Raw genomic sequence first — 18,664 nt, 5'->3', positions numbered from 1 at the left:
AATGTTGGCTCTTTCGGCCGGGTTGTACCTTTGCCTTTGCATTGTGCTCTCACTTGTATTTCTCTTGTCCCACTGTTTCACCAACTCTTTTTTGTATGAATAATTTACGATTACGCCACTTCTTTCTGCTGGCGCTGATGCTCCTTGGCGCGCACGCGGGCTGGAGCCAAGGCGCTACCACGGCAGCCATGAGCGGCCTGATTACGGACAAGACCAACGCGGGCCTGCCCGGCGCTACGGTGATTGCCGTGCATACGCCCACCAACACGCAGTATGTGGCCCCGACGAACTCCGACGGCCGCTTCAACCTGCAGAACATGCGCGTGGGCGGTCCTTACACGGTGAAAGTGACTTTCGTGGGCTATAAGGACCTGGTGCGCGAAGGCGTGTTCCTGAGCCTGGGCCAGAACCTGCGCTTCGACCAGCAGCTGAGCGACGCCACCACCGAGCTGAGCGAGGTGACGGTGAGCGGCCGCCGCGACCCGGTGATTAACGCCGGCCGCACCGGCGCCGCCACCACCGTGCAGCGCGAGCAAATCGAGCGCCTGCCCTCGCTGAGCCGTTCGTTTGCCGACTTCACCCGCCTCACGCCCCAGGCCAGCGGCACCGGCAACAACAGCTTCGGCGGCCGCAACGGCAACTTCAACAACATCACCATCGACGGTGCTATTTTCAACAACTCCTTCGGCCTGAGCGGCACGGTGGGCGGCCAAGCCAATGCCCAGCCCATCTCGCTGGACGCCGTGCAGGAAATTCAAGTGAACCTAGCCCCGTACGACGTGCGCCAGGGCTCGTTCACGGGTGCCGGCATCAACGCCATCACCCGTTCAGGCACCAACGACATCTCGGCTTCGATTTACGGCTTCCGCCGCTCGAGCAGCCTGGTGGGCAGCAAGGTGCGCGACCTCGACCAGGCGTTCCCCGACTTCTCGCTGACCCAGCTGGGTGCCCGCGTGGGCGGTCCCATCATCAAAGACAAGCTGTTCTACTTCCTGAGCGTGGAAGGCGAGCGCCGCGACGACCCGCCCGGCACCTACGTGGCCAACCGCCCCGGCCTGCCCATCCCCAGTCCGAACAGCACCACCTCATCGGCCGCTGCCGCCGACCTGGACGTGCTGTCGAATTTCCTGCAGAGCAAGTACAACTACAGCACCGGCCCCTACGAAGGCTATAAGCTGGCGCAGAACTCGGACAAGATTACGGCCAAGATTGACTGGAACATCAACTCGCGCAATACCTTCTCCATCAAATACAACTACCTGAAGTCGTACCGCGACGTGTCGCCCTCGGGCTCGGGTTCGCCCACGGTAACGGGCGGCCGTTCGATGTCGACCAACACCCTGCCCTTCCTGGCGTCTTACTACCGCATCAACAACAACCTCAATTCGTTCATCGCCGAATTGAACTCCAACTTCGGCAACGGCATCTCGAACCAGCTGCAGGCCGGCTTCACGGCCCAGCGCGACTTCCGCTCCTCGCTCGGCGGTTCGCAATTCCCGTTTGTTGACATTCTGTACAGCGCGGCTGGCCCCGGCGCCGTGAACAACGAGTTCACCTCGTTTGGCTACGAGCTGTTCTCGCCCATCAACATCCTGAACTCCGACATCTACCAGCTGTCGGACAACATCAGCAAGACCATCGGCAACCACTCGCTGACGCTCGGTACCTACAACGAGTACTACAAGTTCCAGAACGGTTTCGCACCGGACCTGTACGGCCGCTACCGCTTCAACTCGCTGACCGACTTCTACGCTTCCGCGGGCTATGTGATTAACGACCAGGGCGTGCCCGCCCCGCGCCTGGCCAATGGCTTGCCCAACCCTGACCTCAATGGCACGCCAGTACCCCTGGCTTCGGCCACCAACAACTATACGGTGCGCTACCCGCTCAACGTGGACAACGGCAACCCCGGCCTGAGCTTCCCGCTGGCCGAAACCAAAGCCGCTCAGCTGGGCTTCTACGCCCAGGATGAGTGGAACATCAAGACCAACCTGAAGGTGACCACCGGCCTGCGCATCGACGTGCCGATTATCCTCAGCGACCTGCAGCGCAACAACGACGCGGCCAGCATCCGCTTCCGCGACGGCTACCAGATTCTGACCGACCGCGTGCAGAAGACGTCGGTGATGTTCTCGCCCCGCATCGGCATGAACTGGGACGTGAACAACGACGGCAAAACCCAGCTGCGCGGCGGCACGGGCATCTTCACCGGCCGCGTGCCCTTCGTGTGGATTTCGAACCAGGCCAGCAACAACGGTTTGCTGGGCGGCGTGTTCACCGGCGCCGGTGTGGCCTTCAACCCCACGCCCGGCTTCCTGCCCCTGGTAAACGGCTCGCCCATCAACCAGACCACCCTGCCCGCCACCTACAACCTGGCCGTGACGGATAATAACTTCAAGTTCCCGCAGGTGTGGCGCACCAACATCGGTGTTGACCAGCGCCTGCCCGGCGACGTGGTGCTGACCCTGGACGCTATTTTCACGAAGGACCTCAACGCGGTGTACTTCGACAACGTGAACCTGCCCAACCCGATGGCCAACGCCAAGGGTGCCGATACCCGTCAGATTTACCGCGACCCGCTGGCGCTGAACCGCGCGGCCAACACGGCCAGCCCCACCTACCAGGTGAGCCCCAAGATTGTGTTCAACGACGGTGCCATTGTGATGCGCAACACCAACAAGGGCTACTCCTACAACCTCACGGCGCAGCTGCAGAAGTCGTTCAGCAACGGCATTTCGGCCAGCGCCGGCTACACCTACTCCGATGCCCGCGACGTGGCCATCGGCGGCTCGACGCCGTTCTCGCTGTGGTCGGCCCGCCCCATCTCGGGCGACCCCAACGCCAACACGCTGGGCTACTCGGATTTCCTCCGCTCGCACCGCGTCATTGGTTCGGTATCGTACCGCAAGGAGTACCTCGGCCACCTGGCCACCACCTTGTCGGCCTTCCTCGACCTGGGCCCCAACGGCCGCTTCTCGTACGTGTATAACGGCGACATGAACGGCGACGGCGTGAACACCAACGACCTGATGTACATCCCGCGCAGCCGCAGCGAGATTAACCTGACCAACCTCACGCTGTTCAACAACACGCCCCAGCAGACCATCTACACGGCCGAGCAGCAGTGGACCGACCTCGACAACTACATTAAGCAGGACGACTATCTGAGCAAGCACCGCGGCGAGATTGCCGAGCGCAACGGCGCCGTGCTGCCCTGGGTTGGTTTTGTGGATGCCCGCTTGCTGCAAGACGTGTTCACGAACATCGGCAAAAACCGCAACTCGCTGCAGTTCAGCCTCGACGTGTTCAACATCGGCAACCTCATCAACCGCAACTGGGGAGTGTCCCAGACGCAGCAGCGCAACTCGCCGCTGTCGTTCGTGGATTACGACCAGGCTTCGGGTCAGCCGCGCTTCAACTTCAACCCCATCGTGAACTCGCGCACGGTGTTCCCCGATGGCTCGACCACGACCAGCGTGCAAACGTTGAACACGACCACGCGCTACGTGACCACGGAATCCTCGCGCTACCGCATCCAGCTGGGCCTGCGCTACACCTTCAACTAAGGTTTCGGTGCTCGCATTCACTTCGTAATCAATCCAGATATGAAACAGTTATTTTTTGCCATGCTGGCGGGTCTGACGTTGGCTTCCTGCTCGGAAATCAGCACCGACCCGGCGCCGACCCGCCTGACGCGGACAGCCCAGACGGTCACCATCAACTTCGCCAAAACGGCCAGCACGCTCGCCAACGACACCTTGCTGGTGGGGGAAATGAACGCCTACGTGCTGGTGCCCACCGTCAACGCCGACGGCACGCTCACCTATCCGGCCATCACCGCTGCCACGACGCCGACCTTTACCACGCCCGTAACGGCCGGCACGGCCGCTACAGCGCAGACGTACACGGTGGCTACCAACCTGGTCATCACGGAAAATACGCCCAGCAACAGCGTACGCGTCGTGTTGCGCACCACCAACCGCCCCGGTCGTCGCACGGGCTCGCAGCGCCTCACGGCTGCGTTGCTCATCAACGGGACCTCGCGGGCCACGGCCACGCACCAAGGCACGAACTTCTCGCGCACGGCGGTGCCCACGGGTGGTTTCTACACCACTTCGTTGGATGCCAACCTGGCGGGGTACGCCTTCTAGCGTCACGCCCCGGTAGTCCACCGCCCTTTTAATGGACTGAAATCAAACGCCCGCTGCCTTCCGGCAGCGGGCGTTTTGCGTATTGGCAGGCGAAATATTTCCGCAGGCGCGTCGCATTCTTTCAACTGGATTAATTTTTGTGGCTGACTTCATGCGCGTTGCGTTTTTTGGCAGAAAAAATCAGCATTAGGCCTTGCCAAACCGGCTGCGAGCTGTACTTTTGTCGAACCAAAGCGCAAATGGCACGGCGGTAACACCAAAATCAGGGGGATTAGCTCAGCTGGCTAGAGCGCTTGCATGGCATGCAAGAGGTCATCGGTTCGACTCCGATATTCTCCACTGATACACCTACAAACAGGCAGTTGTGACTTCGGTCGCGGCTGCCTGTTCTGTTTTAGGTCATCGGGTTTCGAAGTGAAAAGCTGGGGCCGGGAAAGAAACCTGGCGGCGGGCCGAATTTAAATATTAGCAGTCAGCGCGCCGAATCGTTGCCAGCTTGCCGCAAAAGCGGGGCAAAGAAGGCAAAGCTCGACAGCTTGAGCAGGTAGTTTCGTTGCGGCCTGATGGCAACGTTGCGCGGAAGTCAACTTCAAAATAGGCTGGTGACGTTTTCCGGCTTTATATTGAGCAGGAAATCAACCCTCTGCTCTATGCTGAAACGATTACGCATTCTGGTATTGCTGCTGCTGGCGGGCCTGGCCCTGGCGGAGCATGCCCAAGCCGCGCCGGGCGACACCACCCGCGTCACCATTTTCAACCAGCGCAAGCTCACGCACTATGGGTTTTACGACACCACGGCGGTGATGCCCGCGGCTGGCCGCCGCTACCGCAAGGTGTTGATGCACTACATTCTGGGCCGCTACCCCTGCCCGCCGGGCACGCAGTACTGCGGCTCCTGGGACTACACCACCCGCCTGACGCTGATGCCACAGGCCCACGATTCTGTGGAAATGGCCCGCATTATGACGCCCTACGCCACCGACTGGCTGACCCGCAACAAAACCCACGACTACGTGGTGGACGTGACCGACTACGCCCCCCTGCTGGTGGGCAACCCCGGCTTCCGCTTCGACTACCAAGGCTACTCCTGGGGCTTCACGGTGACCGTGCGGCTCGACTTTATTGAGGGCACGCCCCCGCAGGACCCCATCGATGTCCGCAACGTGTACGACGGCACGTTTGCCTACGGCCGCACGTCCGACCCCATAGAGGCCCACCTGCCGGCCCGCACGCTGGTGGCGCCTTCGGCCGGTACCATCGCGCTGAAAAGCCTGATTTCGGGCCACGGCTCCGACCCGGCGAACTGCGCCGAGTTTTGCCGCAAGTTTTACCAACTGCTGATTAACAACCAGTGGACCAGCACCACCTCGCTTTGGCGCGACGACTGCGGCAAGAACGAGGTGTACCCACAGACCGGCACCTGGGTGTATGACCGTGGCAACTGGTGCCCCGGCGCCGTGGTGCGCCGCATTGTGCAGCCGCTTAATGGCCTGACCACGCCCGGGCAGCCCTTCAGCCTCGACATCAACATGCAGGGCTACGTAGCCAACAACCAGACGTCGGCTTCGGCGCAGTACATCTGGAGCAGCCAACTGGTTACGGCGGGTGCCATCAATTTTCGCACCGATGCCTCGTTGGACGAAATCATCGCGCCGAACTCGAATGAGAACTACGTGCGCGAAAACCCGATTTGTGGCGGCCCGCAGGTGCGGCTGCGCAACCTGGGCAGCAACCCGCTCACGGCCGTCACCATTGCCTACCGCGTGAAAGGCCGCGGACCTACGCAGACCTATAACTGGACCGGCAGCCTGGCCTACGGCCGCGACACGCTGGTGGCGCTGCCCCCCCTGAGCACGCTGATGAACAACACCACCGGCGGCCGCTTCCAGGCCTGGACGACGACGCCCAACGGCTCCCGCGACCAGAACGCCTACAACGACACGCTGACTACGCGCTTCGCGCCCTCGATTCAACTGCCCGGTTCCATCACCGTGAACATGGTGACCAACAACGCCCGCAACGGCCTCTACAACGAAACCAGCTGGCAGATTGTGGACGTGGCCGGCAATGTGGTGGGCCAGCGCGTAAATGCCGCCGCCAGCACCACCTACAACGACAACGTGCGCCTGACCCCGGGCTGCTACTCGTTGCGCCTCACCGACCTGGGCTGCGACGGTTTCTCGTGGTGGGCCTCGCCGGCCACTGTGGGCAGCATGCGCATCCTGAATTCGGCCGGCAGCGTGCTGAACACCATCAACGGCGACTTTGGCTGCGAGTACACGCTCAACTTCCAGGTAGCCGGCCCGCTGGCAAGCGCCGCGAATCAGAAACTGCTGAACGCGCTGGACGTGTACCCCAACCCCAGCCACGACGGCCGCTTCACCTTCGACCTCAACCTGCCCAGCACCCAGGACGTGCAGTTGCATGTGGTGGATGCCCTGGGCCGCCGCGTGTGGGCCCGTGCCCTGCCGCAGGTGAAAGCCACCGTGCAGCAGATGGCCCTCGACGGCGTGGCCCCCGGCGTTTACGCCCTGGAAGTGCGCCTAGCCGACGGCACCACCCTAAACCGCCGCCTGGTCATTGATTAAGTATTTGGTACAGGGGTGGGTAGTAGAAAGAATAAGGCTCCGCTCCCAGACTCCCCAAAAAACCGAATACCGAATACCTAACACCCAAAACCACTTCCCTCTTTCCATACCCTTCACACCTTAAATGCAAAAGCCCCCGCAGCGTGCTGCGGGGGCTTTTTGTTGTCCATCGACTAAGCTGTTAATGCTTGCTTACCTTGATGGTGCTCGTGCGGCTGTCGTCCTGGTAGCGCACCAGGTAGATGCCGGCGGCCAGGCTGCTCAGGTCGAAGCGGGCGGTTTGCCCCGTGACGGGCTGGGTTTGGAGCACGCGGCCGGTGAGGTCGGTTAGGCTGAGGTAGGCGCGAAGGCCAGTGCTGCCCACTGTCACGGTGAGGGCGTTGGCAGCGGGGTTCGGGAAGGCGCTGAGGGCTACTCCCTGCTGCCCTGCGCGGTTGGCGCTGACGATGGCAATGTTCACGAGGTAGTCTTCGGCTTCGCCGTAATCGGACTGCGAGGCACCGCAGGCTTGCGTAGCCAGTGGCACGAGGTCGTCGCCGCCGCGGATGCGCATCTTGGTTTGGCCCAGCAAAGCTGCAGCGGGCACCGCCACAGGAATGGTGGCAGTGCCATTGCTGCCCGCATTGGTGCCCAGCGTGAAGTACTCGCTGGCGTCGAAGCTGCCGTTGTGGTTGAAATCAACCCACAGGGCGCTGTATTGAAAATTGTCGGCCCCGAGCGTCAGCACTACATTATTCAACGCGTTGGCAGCCAGGGTCGGGATGGCCAGCGTGGCGGGCTGCCGGGTGCTGTAGTCTTGGTAGTAGGGCGCCACGTTGCCCAGCGTGCTGGTGTTGTTGCTGAACGTGCCGATGCTGACGGTTTTGATGATGTCGTTGTTGCCGCCGCTCACGTAGGTGGGCGTGCAGTAGCAGTTTAGGAACGGCGAAGGCGTTACGCTCACCACCGACGACAGGGCCGGTGTACTACCGGCCGCGCAGGTCACCTGTAGACGGTAGTCGGTAGCCGCCGTGAGGCTGGCCACGGTATAAGGCACGGTGGTAGCGCCTGTGATGTTGGTAAAATTATTGGCCCCGGCCGGGCTGCTCTGCCATTGGTAGGTAAGGCCTGTGGCGCCGCTGGAGTAGCCGCTGGCGCGCAGGGTGAAGGCCGTGCCTGGGCACACCGACGTGCTGGAGGCCGTGGCCGTGCCGCCGGTGGGCGTGCCGGTGCAGGCCGTGGGCGCCACGATGGTCACGAGGTAGTCTTCCACCTCACCGAAATAATTGTTGAAGCAGCCCTGGTTGCCCACCACGCCGCCGTTGTTGGAGCGCACGCGCAGGCGGGTGGGGCCGGTGAGGGCGGTGGCCGGGATGGTCACGTTGGCGGTCAGACTCAGGTTGAGGGCCGCGAAGCCCGTGGCCGGGCCGGTGCCGACGAGCGTGTACTCGCTGGCGTCGAAGGTGCCGCTGTGGTCGTAGTCTATCCAGAGGCCGGCGGCGCTGCTGGCAGCATTCACGCGCAAATCGAGTGTGACGGGGTAGGTAGCGCCCTGGCTCAGGTTGGTGGTGAGGGCCGCACTGGTGGTGTAGCTGGCGTAGCCGCCGGTGCTGCAGGTGGTGCCGGTGTTGCCCAGCGCCGCCAGGGTCACGCCCCGAATCCACTCATTCGCGCAGTTGCCGCCGGCGGGCGTGCAGTAGCAATTCAGGAAGGAATTTTGGGTTACGCTCACCAGCGGCGACGTGGATGAGATGCCGCTGCCCGAGCAGGTGACGACCACGCGGTAGTCGGTGGCAGCCGTCTGGCTGGCCACCGTGTAGGGCACGGTGGTAGCACCCGTAATGTTGGTAAAAGTGTTGGCGCCGGCCGGGCTGCTCTGCCACTGGTAGCTCACGCCCGAGCCGGAAGCGGCGCCGGTGAGACTGAGCGTAAAGCTGTTGTTGGTGCAGGCGCTGGGGGTGCTGGCGGCGGGCACCCCGGCAGCCGGCGTGCCGCTGCACACCGAGTTGATGGTGATGCCCATGACGTTGAGCACGCCGGTGGCCGACGTTTTGGCGAAGCCCACGCTTTGCACCAGCTTGCCAAAGTTGGCCGGCGCGAGGGTGAGCATCAGCTGATACAAGCGGGGGTTAGTGGCGTTATTCTCCCGGTTTTCGACGCCGCGCTGCACCCGGCCCAAACCCAGAATGGCGTAGTTGCCGCCACCGTACCAATCCGAAACCGTTTGGCCGTTGAATACCTGCGTGGTGCCGTCGGTGAAGGCGACGGTGATGTTCACCGTGCTGGCCCCGCTGCCGGAAGTGGCCAGCACGTACACCTCCCCCGCCGCCTGCGGCGTCACAAGCGTGACGGTGCCCGAGCCGGTGCCGGTGCCCGTGGGCGTGGAGGGCATGCGCAGCGAGTTGTTGCCGGAGTACGGCGCCAACTGGTAGGTCAGGCCCGCAGTGGCGGCGCTGTTGATGAGGCCGTTGTTGGGCAGAAACGAGGTACCCGTGGGGTTGTAGTCCTGCGCCATGAAGACGTAGTTGCTGTCGTCGACGCCCACCGTGGTTGAGTTGGTGGATACACCGGTGCCGTTGGCCACCACGTCGTGGTTGTAGCCCGTGAGGGCCACCGGCACATAGGCGGCCTGCGCCCGCGAGGCCGCGCCCAGCCCCAGCGCGCACAGCGCCAGCTTCGCATATCTGGTAAATCTTTGTTTCATCGGGTGTTGGTAAAAAGGGTTGGTGTTAGAAGAGGTTAAGACCAAAGGTCAGGCAGGCAAGCCAGGCAGGCAAGTAGCACGCGCAGAAAAACTTGCGTGCAGCTGAGCCAGCAGCTAATTTCTGCTCCCCCCCTCCCAGGGCTGCTGCGTTTTTTTGAACCCACACGAAAAAAGGCCGCTCCATTAGGGGCGGCCTCTCGTTCTTTCTACAACGATAACACTTTGCTACACAAACAAGCCTTCCACCGACAGGTACCGCTCGCCGGTATCGTAGCAGAAGGTAAGCACGCGGCTGCCCTGCGGCATGTCGGGCAGCTTTTTGGCAATGGCCGCCAGCGAAGCCCCCGACGACACGCCCACGAACAGGCCTTCCTCGCGGGCGGCGCGGCGCGTCATTTCATACGCCTCCTGCTGGCCTACCTGAATGGCGCCGTCCAGCACGTTCACGTGCAGGTTGTCGGGAATAAAGCCGGCCCCGATGCCCTGAATGGGGTGCGGCCCCGGCGCCCCGCCGCTGATGACGGGCGAGGCCTCGGGCTCTACGGCGAAGGTTTTCATGCTGGGGAAGTGGGGCTTGAGCACCTCCGTCACGGCCGTGATGTGGCCGCCGGTGCCCACGCCAGTGATGTGAAAGTCGAAGCCCTCAGGCGCGTCGCGCAGAATTTCCTGGGCCGTGGTTTCGGCGTGGATTTTCGGGTTGGCGGGGTTGGAGAACTGCATGGGCAGCCAGGCACCAGGCGTGTTTTTCACAATCTCCTGGGCTTTCTCAATGGCGCCCTTCATGCCTTTTTCGCGCGGCGTGAGCTCCAGGTTGGCGCCGTAGGCCGCCATGAGGCGGCGGCGTTCGATACTCATGCTCTCGGGCATCACCAGCGTCAGCTTGTAGCCTTTCACGGCGGCCACCAGGGCCAGGCCCACGCCGGTGTTGCCGGAGGTGGGCTCCACAATCAAGCTGTCTTTGGTGAGCAGGCCGTCGCGCTCGGCTTGCTCAATCATGCTCAGGGCAATGCGGTCTTTGATGGAACCGCCGGGGTTGGCGCGTTCCAGCTTCACCCACACCTCTACATCGGGGCGGTTGGCAAACAGGCGGTTGAGGCGCACCAGCGGCGTGTTGCCAATGGTATCGAGAATGGTATTGGCTTTCATTCGGTGAAATAGTGAGTTGGTGAAATGGCGAGTTATGGGAACGTCATGCTTCACTGTGCGCTGCATGGCGTTCCGTTCTTCTTATTAAATAGAAAACACCAGCTCCGCGGCGGGGTCCACGGAGCGGGAAATGTTGATGTGGGCGCGGTGGTACACGCGCGAGTGCGAGGGTACGCTCTCGGTCAGCCACACGTTGCCGCCAATGACGCTGTGCGCGCCCACCACCGTGCTGCCGCCCAGAATGGTAGCCCCGGCGTAAATCACCACATGGTCTTCGATGGTGGGGTGGCGCTTCTGCCCCTGCAGGCCCTTGGTCACGCTCATGGCGCCCAACGTCACGCCCTGGTAAATCTGCACGTTGGCGCCGATGATGGCCGTTTCGCCGATGACGAGGCCCGTGCCGTGGTCGATGCAGAAGGCCGGGCCGATTTGCGCGCCGGGGTGAATGTCGATGCCCGTGCGCTGGTGGGCGTGCTCGCTCAGCAGGCGCGGCAGGCGGGGCAGGCCGCGCTCATACAAGGCGTGGGCAATGCGGTAGAGGGCCGTGGCGTAGAAGCCGGGATAAGAGCCGATGATTTCGGCCAGGCCCAGGGCGGCGGGGTCGCTGGCCAGAATGGCGGTGGCGTCGCGCAGCAAAGCGGCCCGCAACGCCGGCAGCTGGGCCGCGAACTCGTTGGCCAGCTCGGCGGCGGGGGCCGGCAGCTGGGGCACCTTGGCCAGCAGCGCGGCCAGCTCGGAGCGGAAGTGGTAGAGCTCGGCGGCCACTACGTCCACGTTGGGCAGGGGCCGCTCGGCCCGGTAAGGGAACAACAGCGCCAGCAGGCCGTCGGCCAGGTCGCAGAAGGCGGCGCCGGGCAGGGCGTCGGGCACGGAGGCGTGGGCCTGGGCCAGCTCGGCAGCAAAAGATTCGGGAAGCACAGGAACAGAAAAAGAGGTGACGAACAGAGGAAACCAACCAGACCGGCCGGCGAAGGTTTTCGGACGCTGCAGCAACGGCGGAGCTAAGTTGGCCGTTAGGAAAAAGGCCGGCGGCCGCACGGCTTCCGGCCAAAAGATACTTCTCCCCTTTCTTAATCCAACCATCTCATGGCCGATACCACCATCATCAAAGTCGATTCGCAGCACTCGCCCAAAGGCGCCGACGGCGAAAAACACCTCGCCTCGGGCAAGTCCGTGGCCATGCGCATGTGGGAAAACGAGCAGCCCGGCGAGGCTAAAGCCCCCGCCACCCGCCCCTACGAAACCGTGGGCTACGTGCTCAGCGGCCGCGCCGAGTTCCACCTGGCCGGCCAAATGGTGCTGCTCGAGCCCGGCAACTCCTGGGTGGTGCCCAAAGACGCCGAGCATACCTATAAAATCCTCGAAGCCTTTACGGCTGTGGAAGCCACTTCGCCCCCGGCGCAGGTGCACGGGCGGGAGGACAAGTAAGGCGCTCTCGTTTAGGGGCCTGCAAATCGCCTGTCATCCTGAGCGCAGCGAAGGACCTTATCAAGCCAGAACAACTCGTTCAAGCGTGATAAGGTCCTTCGTTGCGCTCAGGATGACAGGCGTTGTTGTTTATTTTTCCTCTAGTGTTATTCGCTTCTCCTCCCCCGCCGCCGCCTGCGGCTTCAGCGGGCCCAGCATCCAGTCGCACACCATTTTCACCAGCGACGCTTCCTGGAAGGGTTTGGTGATGTAATCGTTCATGCCCGCGGCGAGGCATTTTTCGCGCTCGCCCTGGATGGCGTTGGCCGTGAGGGCAATGATGGGCACCGCCGGTCCCAGCGCCTGCCGGATGAGCAGGGTGGCCTCGTAGCCGTTCATGATGGGCATCTGCACATCCATTAGTATCAGGTCGAAAGGCTGGGAGCGGACCAATTCCACGGCGGCTTCGCCATTGTTGGCTTCCACCACTTCCAGCTCGGCATTGCTGAGAAAAACAGAGGCCAGCATGCGGTTGAACACGTTGTCTTCGACCAGCAGCACGCGTTTGCCGCGCAGGGCATGCTGCAAACCAGTCACGTCGATGCCTTCCTTCCGGGGCACGTCGTGCCCGGTGCCCACGGGCAGGTGCAACACGAAACGGCTGGTGGTGCCGTGGTGCTTCTCGCTTTCGATGTGCAGCTCGCCGCCCAGCAGTTCCACCAGTTTCTTGCTGATGCCCAGCCCCAGGCCGGTGCCGCCGAATTTGCGCGTCACCGACGAATCTTCCTGGCTGAACTCGTCGAATACCCGCGCCAGGTACTCGGCGTCGATGCCGATGCCGGTGTCTTCCACCGTGAATTCCACGATGGCCTCGCCCCCGGGCGTGAGGCCCCGCAGTGCGCAGGAGGTATGCACGGTGCCCCGCTCGGTAAATTTTACGGAGTTGCCGGCCAAGTTGAGCAGTACTTGCGTGATGCGGTAGGGGTCGCCGAGTAGCACGGCGGGCATAGCCGGGTCGCACTGTGTCACAAAATCGAGGCCTTTTTCCGCGGCTTTGTAGCGCAGGGTTTTTTCTACCTGCTCGCACACCCCGCACACACTAAAGCCGATTTTCTCAACGGCCAGCCGGCCCGATTCAATTTTGGAGAGGTCCAGAATGTCGTTGATGATGACCAGCAGGTTTTCAGCTGAGGCCGTAATGGCGTGCAGGTAGCTGGCCTGCGGCGAGCTGAGCTCGGTTTTGGCCAGCAACTGGCTCATGCCCAGGATGGCGTTCATGGGCGTGCGGATTTCGTGGCTCATGTTGGCCAGGAAGTCCTGCTTGGCGCGGGTGCTGATTTCGGCCAGGGCCTTGGCCTCGCGCAGGCTGGTTTCGAGGTGTTTCTGGGGCGTCACGTCGAGGTAGATGCCAATGGAGCCCACCAGTTGCTGGTCGTCGTCGTAGAGCGGGGCCCCGCTCACCAGCAGCCACTTCACCTCGCCGCCTTTGGTGGTCACAGCTATTTCGTATGAGTCGGAAATACCCTGCTGGCGCGACTGCAGCTTGCTTTCCACCAGTTCCAAATCGTCGCCCGTGAGCAGCAGCGGCGAGAGCTTGTGCCCCTGCAGCTCGTCGGTGCAGAAGCCGGTCATGTCGCAGAAGCTCTGGTTGGCGTAGAGCAGGTGGTCGTCCAAATCGGCCTCTACCAAGCCCAGCGACATGTTTTCGATGATGCCGCGGTATTTTTCCTCGCGGCGCTTGAGGTCTTCCTCGGCGCGGGTGCGGGCCGTGATGTCCTCGTATTTCCACAAGTGGCCGATGTAGTGGTGCTGGTCGTAAATCGGGGCAAAGTCGCGCTGCAAAATGCGGCCGTCGCGCAGGGTCAGCACGTCGCCCACCACGGGGCGGCGGCGGCGCAGCAGGGCCGTGATGCGTGCCACGTACTGGTTGGGGTGGCGCATCAAGTCGCGCGCCCCCTCGGCCAGCGCGATGCCCTCGCGCCCCGCCAGTTCGGCCGGAGGTGTAGGCACGCCCAACAGGCGCCCAAATGCCTGGTTGGTGAGCACAATCCGCCGGTTTTCGTCTTCCAGCACCACGCCCTCGTGGAAGTTCGACAGCACGGCCGACAGGCGGTGGTTGGATGCATCCAGCGCCGCCTGGGCCTTTTTCAGCTCCGAAATATCGGTGTGCGTGCCTGTAAGAATCAGGGGCTCGCCGTCGGGCCCGCGCTTGGTGACGAGCGCGCGGCTCAGCACCCATTTATAGCTGCCGTCCTTGCAGCGCATCCGAAATTCGGCGGTCATCAGCCTTGTTTCGCCCCGCATGCACGCCGAGGCGGTGCGCATGGTGTGCTCCAGGTCGTCGGGGTGGATGTGGGCGAGCCAGCTGCTATGGTCGCTGGGAAACTCTTCCTCGGTGTAGCCCCCGAGCATGGCCCGGTAGTCGGCCGAATAAAACGAGACATTGGTGCGCAGGTCCCGCTCCCAGGTGCCATCGCCAAAGCCTTCCACGGCCAGGTGCCAGCGCAGGTTGCTTTCGCGCAGGGCGGTTTGGGCCTGCTTCAAGGCAGTAACGTCCTGCAGGATGCCACTGTAGATAACACCCGCGGCATCGACGCCGGTCACCATTGAATTGGCCTGCAGGTAGCGCAGGGGCTGGCCCGGCACCACTACCCGCCCCTCAAACGCCCACGGCTTGCGAGCCCCGGTGGCCTCGGCCATCGACTGCATAAACCCGGCCCGGTCGTCGGGGTGAATGAACTCCGGAATGCGCTCGAGTTCCTCACGCCGCATCCCAAATATCTCCCGCAGCTTGGGGCTGACGTAGATGAACTGAAAGCTGCCGTCGAGGTTCTTGCGCCACTCGTAGAGCACGCCGGGCACGTTTTCGGCCAGCGCCCGGAACCGGTTTTCGCTGTCGGCCAGGTTCGACTGGATTTCTTTCCATTCCGAAATATCCTCCAGCAGCCCGGCCATCACCACCTCGCCCCGCTCGTTGCGCAGGGGCTGCACCTTCACCCGAATCCAGCCGGTGGCAGCAGGCCCGGGGTTGCGCACTTCATAATGAAACGGTAGCTGCGCCGCCAGGCTTTCCCTGATGTATGCGAGCGTCTTTTCGTCGTCCAGATTCGGGCGGAGCAGCGTGGCTGGCCGCCGCCCCAGCACCTGGTGCGGCTCCAGGCCGCACAGGGTGGTAAAGCCTTTGTTCACCCACGCCACTCGGCCTTCGGTGTCGGTCAGCACCACGGCCGTATACATCTCCTGCATCAGCTGCAGCAACTCTTGCTGGCGGGGCAGGGCCGGGGCCGGCAGGCCCGGCGAGATGCCGGTCCCGGCCAGGGCCGAACGCAGGATTGCGTTTTCCGCTTGCTGTTCGGCCAGCGCGTGTTCTAGCTCTGCTGGGGTCATGGCGATGATAGATGCTAGGTACTGCTCAAAACAGGGGCGGCCCTGCTTCGTGCAACTCAAATCGGGCCCCGATGCGCAACCCTAACGGTTACGCGCACATAGCGGAATACGCGCAAAGCGCGGCAGCGGATTTGCCCCTCTATCCGCTGCCTCAAGGCAGGTGCCGGTTCCGCGTCGCAAAGCACGTTTCCCGGCCCTGAGCCCGCCCTCAATTCGGCAGATTGCGCACGTAGCTGTGTTGCACCGGCACCGGGCTGCCCACGCCCTGCCGGGACAGCCCCTGCTGCAGCTGCTCGATGAGGCGGCTCTGAGCGCCGCCGTTCTGGCCGGCCGCGGTGTAGGCGCGGAAGGCCACCGTCATGCCGCCGGGCTTGAGGCCGGTCACCACCACCTGCGGCGCGGGCATATCAAGCACCTGCTCATCGGCCTGCATGAGGGGCACGGCCCAGGCGCGCAGCTCATCGAGCTTGGTGTTGTTGTCGACTTCGGCCACAATTTCCACCAGGGCCTTGTTCTGGGCCGTTTTGTTGATGATGACGTTGTTGGAGGTGGCGCCGTTGGGCAGGATGATGGTGTCGCCCTGCGCCGTCACGAGGATGGTGTTGAAAATCTGGATTTCCTTCACCTCGCCCGACTTGCCCTGCGATTCAATGGTGTCGCCCACCACGTAGGGCTTAAAAATCAGAATCAGCACCCCGCCCGCGAAGTTGGCCAGCGTGCCCTGCAAGGCCAGCCCCACCGCTAGGCCCGCTGCTCCCAGAATGGCCACGAACGACGTCGTCTCGAATCCCACCATGCCCGCGACTGTGATGAGCAGCAGCACTTTGAGCACGATGTTGACCAGGCTGGTCAGAAACGACGCCAAAGACACGTCCAGCCGGGCGGTGGCCGCCGCAATCAGCCGGCTGGCCCAGCCAATGAGCCACCAACCCACCACCAGCGCCACCACGGCCATGAGCACGCGCGGCAAGTAGAGAATAACGAGGGTTTGGAGTTGTTGGGCGTAGGTAGCAACTTGATTCATGGATGGGAGAAGTCAGAACTGAGTAGAAAGTATTGGGTGGCGAGAGTGAAACGGTCACGCATCGGCTGCGCTCGGCATCACGCGCCGTAAATCTATAGTCCCTTCACCAACTCCACGCCCAAAATCCGGTCGCCGATGTCGAGCTTGTGCACCACGTCCATCCCGCCTACCACTTGGGCAAAGATGGGGTAGCGCCCATCCAGGTGCGGCGTGGGCGTGTGGGTGATGAAAAACTGGCAGCTTTCGGTGTCCTTGCCGGCCGAGGCCAGGCCCACGCTGCCTTCCTGGTAGCGCAGGTCGCCAAACTCGGAACGCAGGTTGTAGGGGGCGCTGCCGTTGCCGTCGCCGCGCGGGTCGCCGCCCTGGGCCACGAAAGTGGGCACCACGCGGTGGAAAAACAGGTTGTCGTAGAAATGCTCATTAAGCAGCGCCACAAAGCTGGCCACCGCACCGGGCGCCTCATTTGGCTTCAATTCGAGCAGAATAATGCCCTTGCTGGTGCGCAGTCGCACCTGCTGGCCCAGCGGCACGCTCTGCACCACGGCCCAGTCGATGGGGTGCTGCTGGGCCGTGGCCACGGGCGAGGGCGTGGGTGTAGCCTTCTTCTCCAGTTTGTCGAGGGCCTGCTGCAAGCCCTGCCAGGCTTCAATCTCGCGGGGCAGGCGCAGCTTGGCCTGGGCTTGGCGCAGGGCCGCCACATCGGCCGGCTGGGGCTCGGGGAAGAGCTTGGCATCGGCGTAGGCTTCGGCGGCGGTGCCGAGTTGGGCCACGTCGCCGCCGGCCAGTGCCTGGCGCATGGCCGCAGCAAAATCGGCCTGCCGGGCCGCCGGGAAATCAGGGTTGCGGCGCATGGCCAGCAGGGCCGCTGTGGCCGCCCCGGCCACCACCGGCACTTGCTGGGGCGCAAATGCCTGCGTCCGCACGAAGTCGAACGCCGTCGGGTCTTCGCCCATGGCCTGAATCAGGAAGGAGCCTTCGTAGGCATCAGCGGCCGCGTTGAACCGCTTTTGCAGCGTTTCGACCAGGCTGGGCCGGGCCGCCGGGCTGGCGTGGCGCACGGCCGCTTGCAGCAAAGCGGCCCGCACCCGCGGCGAGGCCTGCTTGTTGCCATCGGCCAAGGCAGCCAGCGCCGCGCCATTTTCCCCTTTCGCGTGGGCCAGCAGCCACTCGGCCGCCGTGAGGGCCACAGCCGGCTGGTCGCGGTTGAGCGCCGTGAACACGGCTTTGCGGCTCACTGCATAGGTTTCGGCACCAAACGGCAGGGCCCGTATGGCACTCAGTCGCACCCGGTAGTCGGCATCTTTGGTGGCCAGCCGGGCCAGCACCGCTGCGGGGCTGCCGTTGCCCGGCGCTGTTGCGGAGGCCACCGGAGTTGCTGCAGTGGCACCAGCAGTTGGTGCCGCCCCAAGCGTCGCCAGCTTGCCCAGCGTGGCCGCCGAAGCCGCGCGCACGGCATACGACCGGTCTTTCTGCGCCACCCGCATCAGCGTGGCACCGGCCAGCCGCTGCAAATCGGCATCGAGTCCCCGCGTGCGCGACAACCCCACCACGGCCGCCAGCCGACCGCGCATGGGTAGCTTGGGTGAGTTCAGCACGGCCACCGTGCGCCGGATGCTTTCCGGCGAAGTCAGCCCGCGCAGGGCGGCTCGGCTCAGGCCCCAGGCCAGGGCGGCGGCCCGGGCGGTATCGGTCAGGGTTTCGACGCGCCAGAGTTCGGGCAGGCTACGCCGCGTGACGGTGCGACCCAGCGCCTCGTGCACGTAGCGCCGCACCACGGGGTCGTTTTCCTTCAGCACGCGCACCCGTAGGGTATCCACGGCCGTGCTGTCGCCGATTTGCCCCAGGGCGTAGGCCGCGGCGCGGCGCACTTCGGGGTCGGCATCGCGCAGCAGCGGCAGCAGGCCGGGTAAGGCGGCCGGCGCCTGCACCGAGGCGAAGGCCAGGGCGGCTTCGCGGCGGTAGCTGGGGTTGGCATTGCTTAGAAAAGGCAGCAGCGCGGGCGTGTTGCGCTCGTCCTGCGCCGTGCCGATTTGCCGGATGGTGGCGTCGTGGTATTTGTTGGCGAGGCCGGCGCTGGGGTGGGGCGTGCGGGTGCAGGCGGCCAGCAGCAACAGCAGCGGCCAGCAGCGAAGGGAGCGGTGGGGCATGCGGTAAATGTAGCGCGAAGTTCGGAGCGAATTGGCCCCGGTCCGACGGCGCAGCCGTCCGGCCGGTTGTCAAGTGCGCCGCTAAGTGCTCCCCCTACGTCATCGTGCAACGGCAATCGTTCTCGCGACAA

The 18,664-nt window shown here is 63.6% G+C and carries 10 protein-coding genes and 1 tRNA gene; 5 read left to right on the top strand and 6 right to left on the bottom strand.

Annotation, left to right across the window (positions count from 1 at the left end):
* Positions 1–95 precede the first annotated feature (95 nt).
* From MTP16_RS11855 to MTP16_RS11840, 4 genes are all read left to right on the top strand, one after another.
* The gene (locus MTP16_RS11855; RefSeq protein ID WP_243508702.1) at positions 96–3,566 is read left to right on the top strand and encodes a TonB-dependent receptor; all 3,471 of its coding nucleotides are present in this window, start codon (positions 96–98) and stop codon (positions 3,564–3,566) included.
* 39 nt (positions 3,567–3,605) lie between these two features.
* On the top strand, positions 3,606–4,151 hold the full coding sequence (locus tag MTP16_RS11850) for a hypothetical protein (protein ID WP_243508699.1): 546 nt from the start codon (positions 3,606–3,608) through the stop codon (positions 4,149–4,151).
* Between the two features lie 265 nt (positions 4,152–4,416).
* Positions 4,417–4,490 (top strand) — tRNA-Ala (locus MTP16_RS11845).
* A 311-nt stretch (positions 4,491–4,801) separates the two neighbouring features.
* Complete coding sequence (locus tag MTP16_RS11840; RefSeq protein WP_243508696.1) at positions 4,802–6,739, top strand: peptide-N-glycosidase F-related protein; 1,938 nt, start codon at positions 4,802–4,804, stop codon at positions 6,737–6,739.
* Between the two features lie 181 nt (positions 6,740–6,920).
* Here MTP16_RS11840 and MTP16_RS11835 read toward each other — a convergent pair whose 3' ends face one another.
* From MTP16_RS11835 to MTP16_RS11825, 3 genes are all read right to left on the bottom strand, one after another.
* Positions 6,921–9,422 (bottom strand): GEVED domain-containing protein, encoded by a 2,502-nt coding sequence (locus MTP16_RS11835; protein ID WP_243508694.1) that lies wholly within the window; start codon positions 9,420–9,422, stop codon positions 6,921–6,923.
* 225 nt (positions 9,423–9,647) lie between these two features.
* A complete protein-coding gene (gene cysK / locus MTP16_RS11830) occupies positions 9,648–10,568 on the bottom strand; it encodes a cysteine synthase A (RefSeq protein ID WP_243508692.1) in 921 nt (306 codons plus the stop codon).
* An 84-nt stretch (positions 10,569–10,652) separates the two neighbouring features.
* The gene (locus MTP16_RS11825; RefSeq protein WP_243508690.1) at positions 10,653–11,486 is read right to left on the bottom strand and encodes a serine O-acetyltransferase; all 834 of its coding nucleotides are present in this window, start codon (positions 11,484–11,486) and stop codon (positions 10,653–10,655) included.
* A 168-nt stretch (positions 11,487–11,654) separates the two neighbouring features.
* Here MTP16_RS11825 and MTP16_RS11820 point away from each other — a divergent pair, with 168 nt between their 5' ends.
* Positions 11,655–11,996: a cupin domain-containing protein gene (locus tag MTP16_RS11820; protein ID WP_243508688.1), complete on the top strand. Its 342-nt coding sequence runs from the start codon at positions 11,655–11,657 to the stop codon at positions 11,994–11,996.
* A gap of 129 nt (positions 11,997–12,125) precedes the next feature.
* Here the strand turns inward: MTP16_RS11820 and MTP16_RS11815 are convergent, their stop codons facing one another.
* From MTP16_RS11815 to MTP16_RS11805, 3 genes are all read right to left on the bottom strand, one after another.
* Positions 12,126–15,362, bottom strand: coding sequence for a PAS domain-containing hybrid sensor histidine kinase/response regulator (locus MTP16_RS11815; RefSeq protein ID WP_243508686.1), 3,237 nt, complete (start codon positions 15,360–15,362; stop codon positions 12,126–12,128).
* A gap of 208 nt (positions 15,363–15,570) precedes the next feature.
* Positions 15,571–16,386 carry a mechanosensitive ion channel family protein gene (locus MTP16_RS11810; protein ID WP_243508684.1) on the bottom strand — a complete coding sequence of 272 codons (816 nt, stop codon included), beginning with the start codon at positions 16,384–16,386 and terminating at the stop codon, positions 15,571–15,573.
* Positions 16,387–16,478: 92 nt separating this feature from the next.
* A complete protein-coding gene (locus MTP16_RS11805; protein ID WP_243508682.1) occupies positions 16,479–18,533 on the bottom strand; it encodes a peptidylprolyl isomerase in 2,055 nt (684 codons plus the stop codon).
* Between the last annotated feature and the right edge of the window lie 131 nt (positions 18,534–18,664).

The organism is Hymenobacter monticola (genome assembly GCF_022811645.1).
In the GTDB taxonomy this organism is placed as follows: domain Bacteria; phylum Bacteroidota; class Bacteroidia; order Cytophagales; family Hymenobacteraceae; genus Hymenobacter; species Hymenobacter monticola.
Note: the sequence above shows the minus strand (reverse complement) of the source record. Positions and strands in the feature narration are given on the sequence as shown.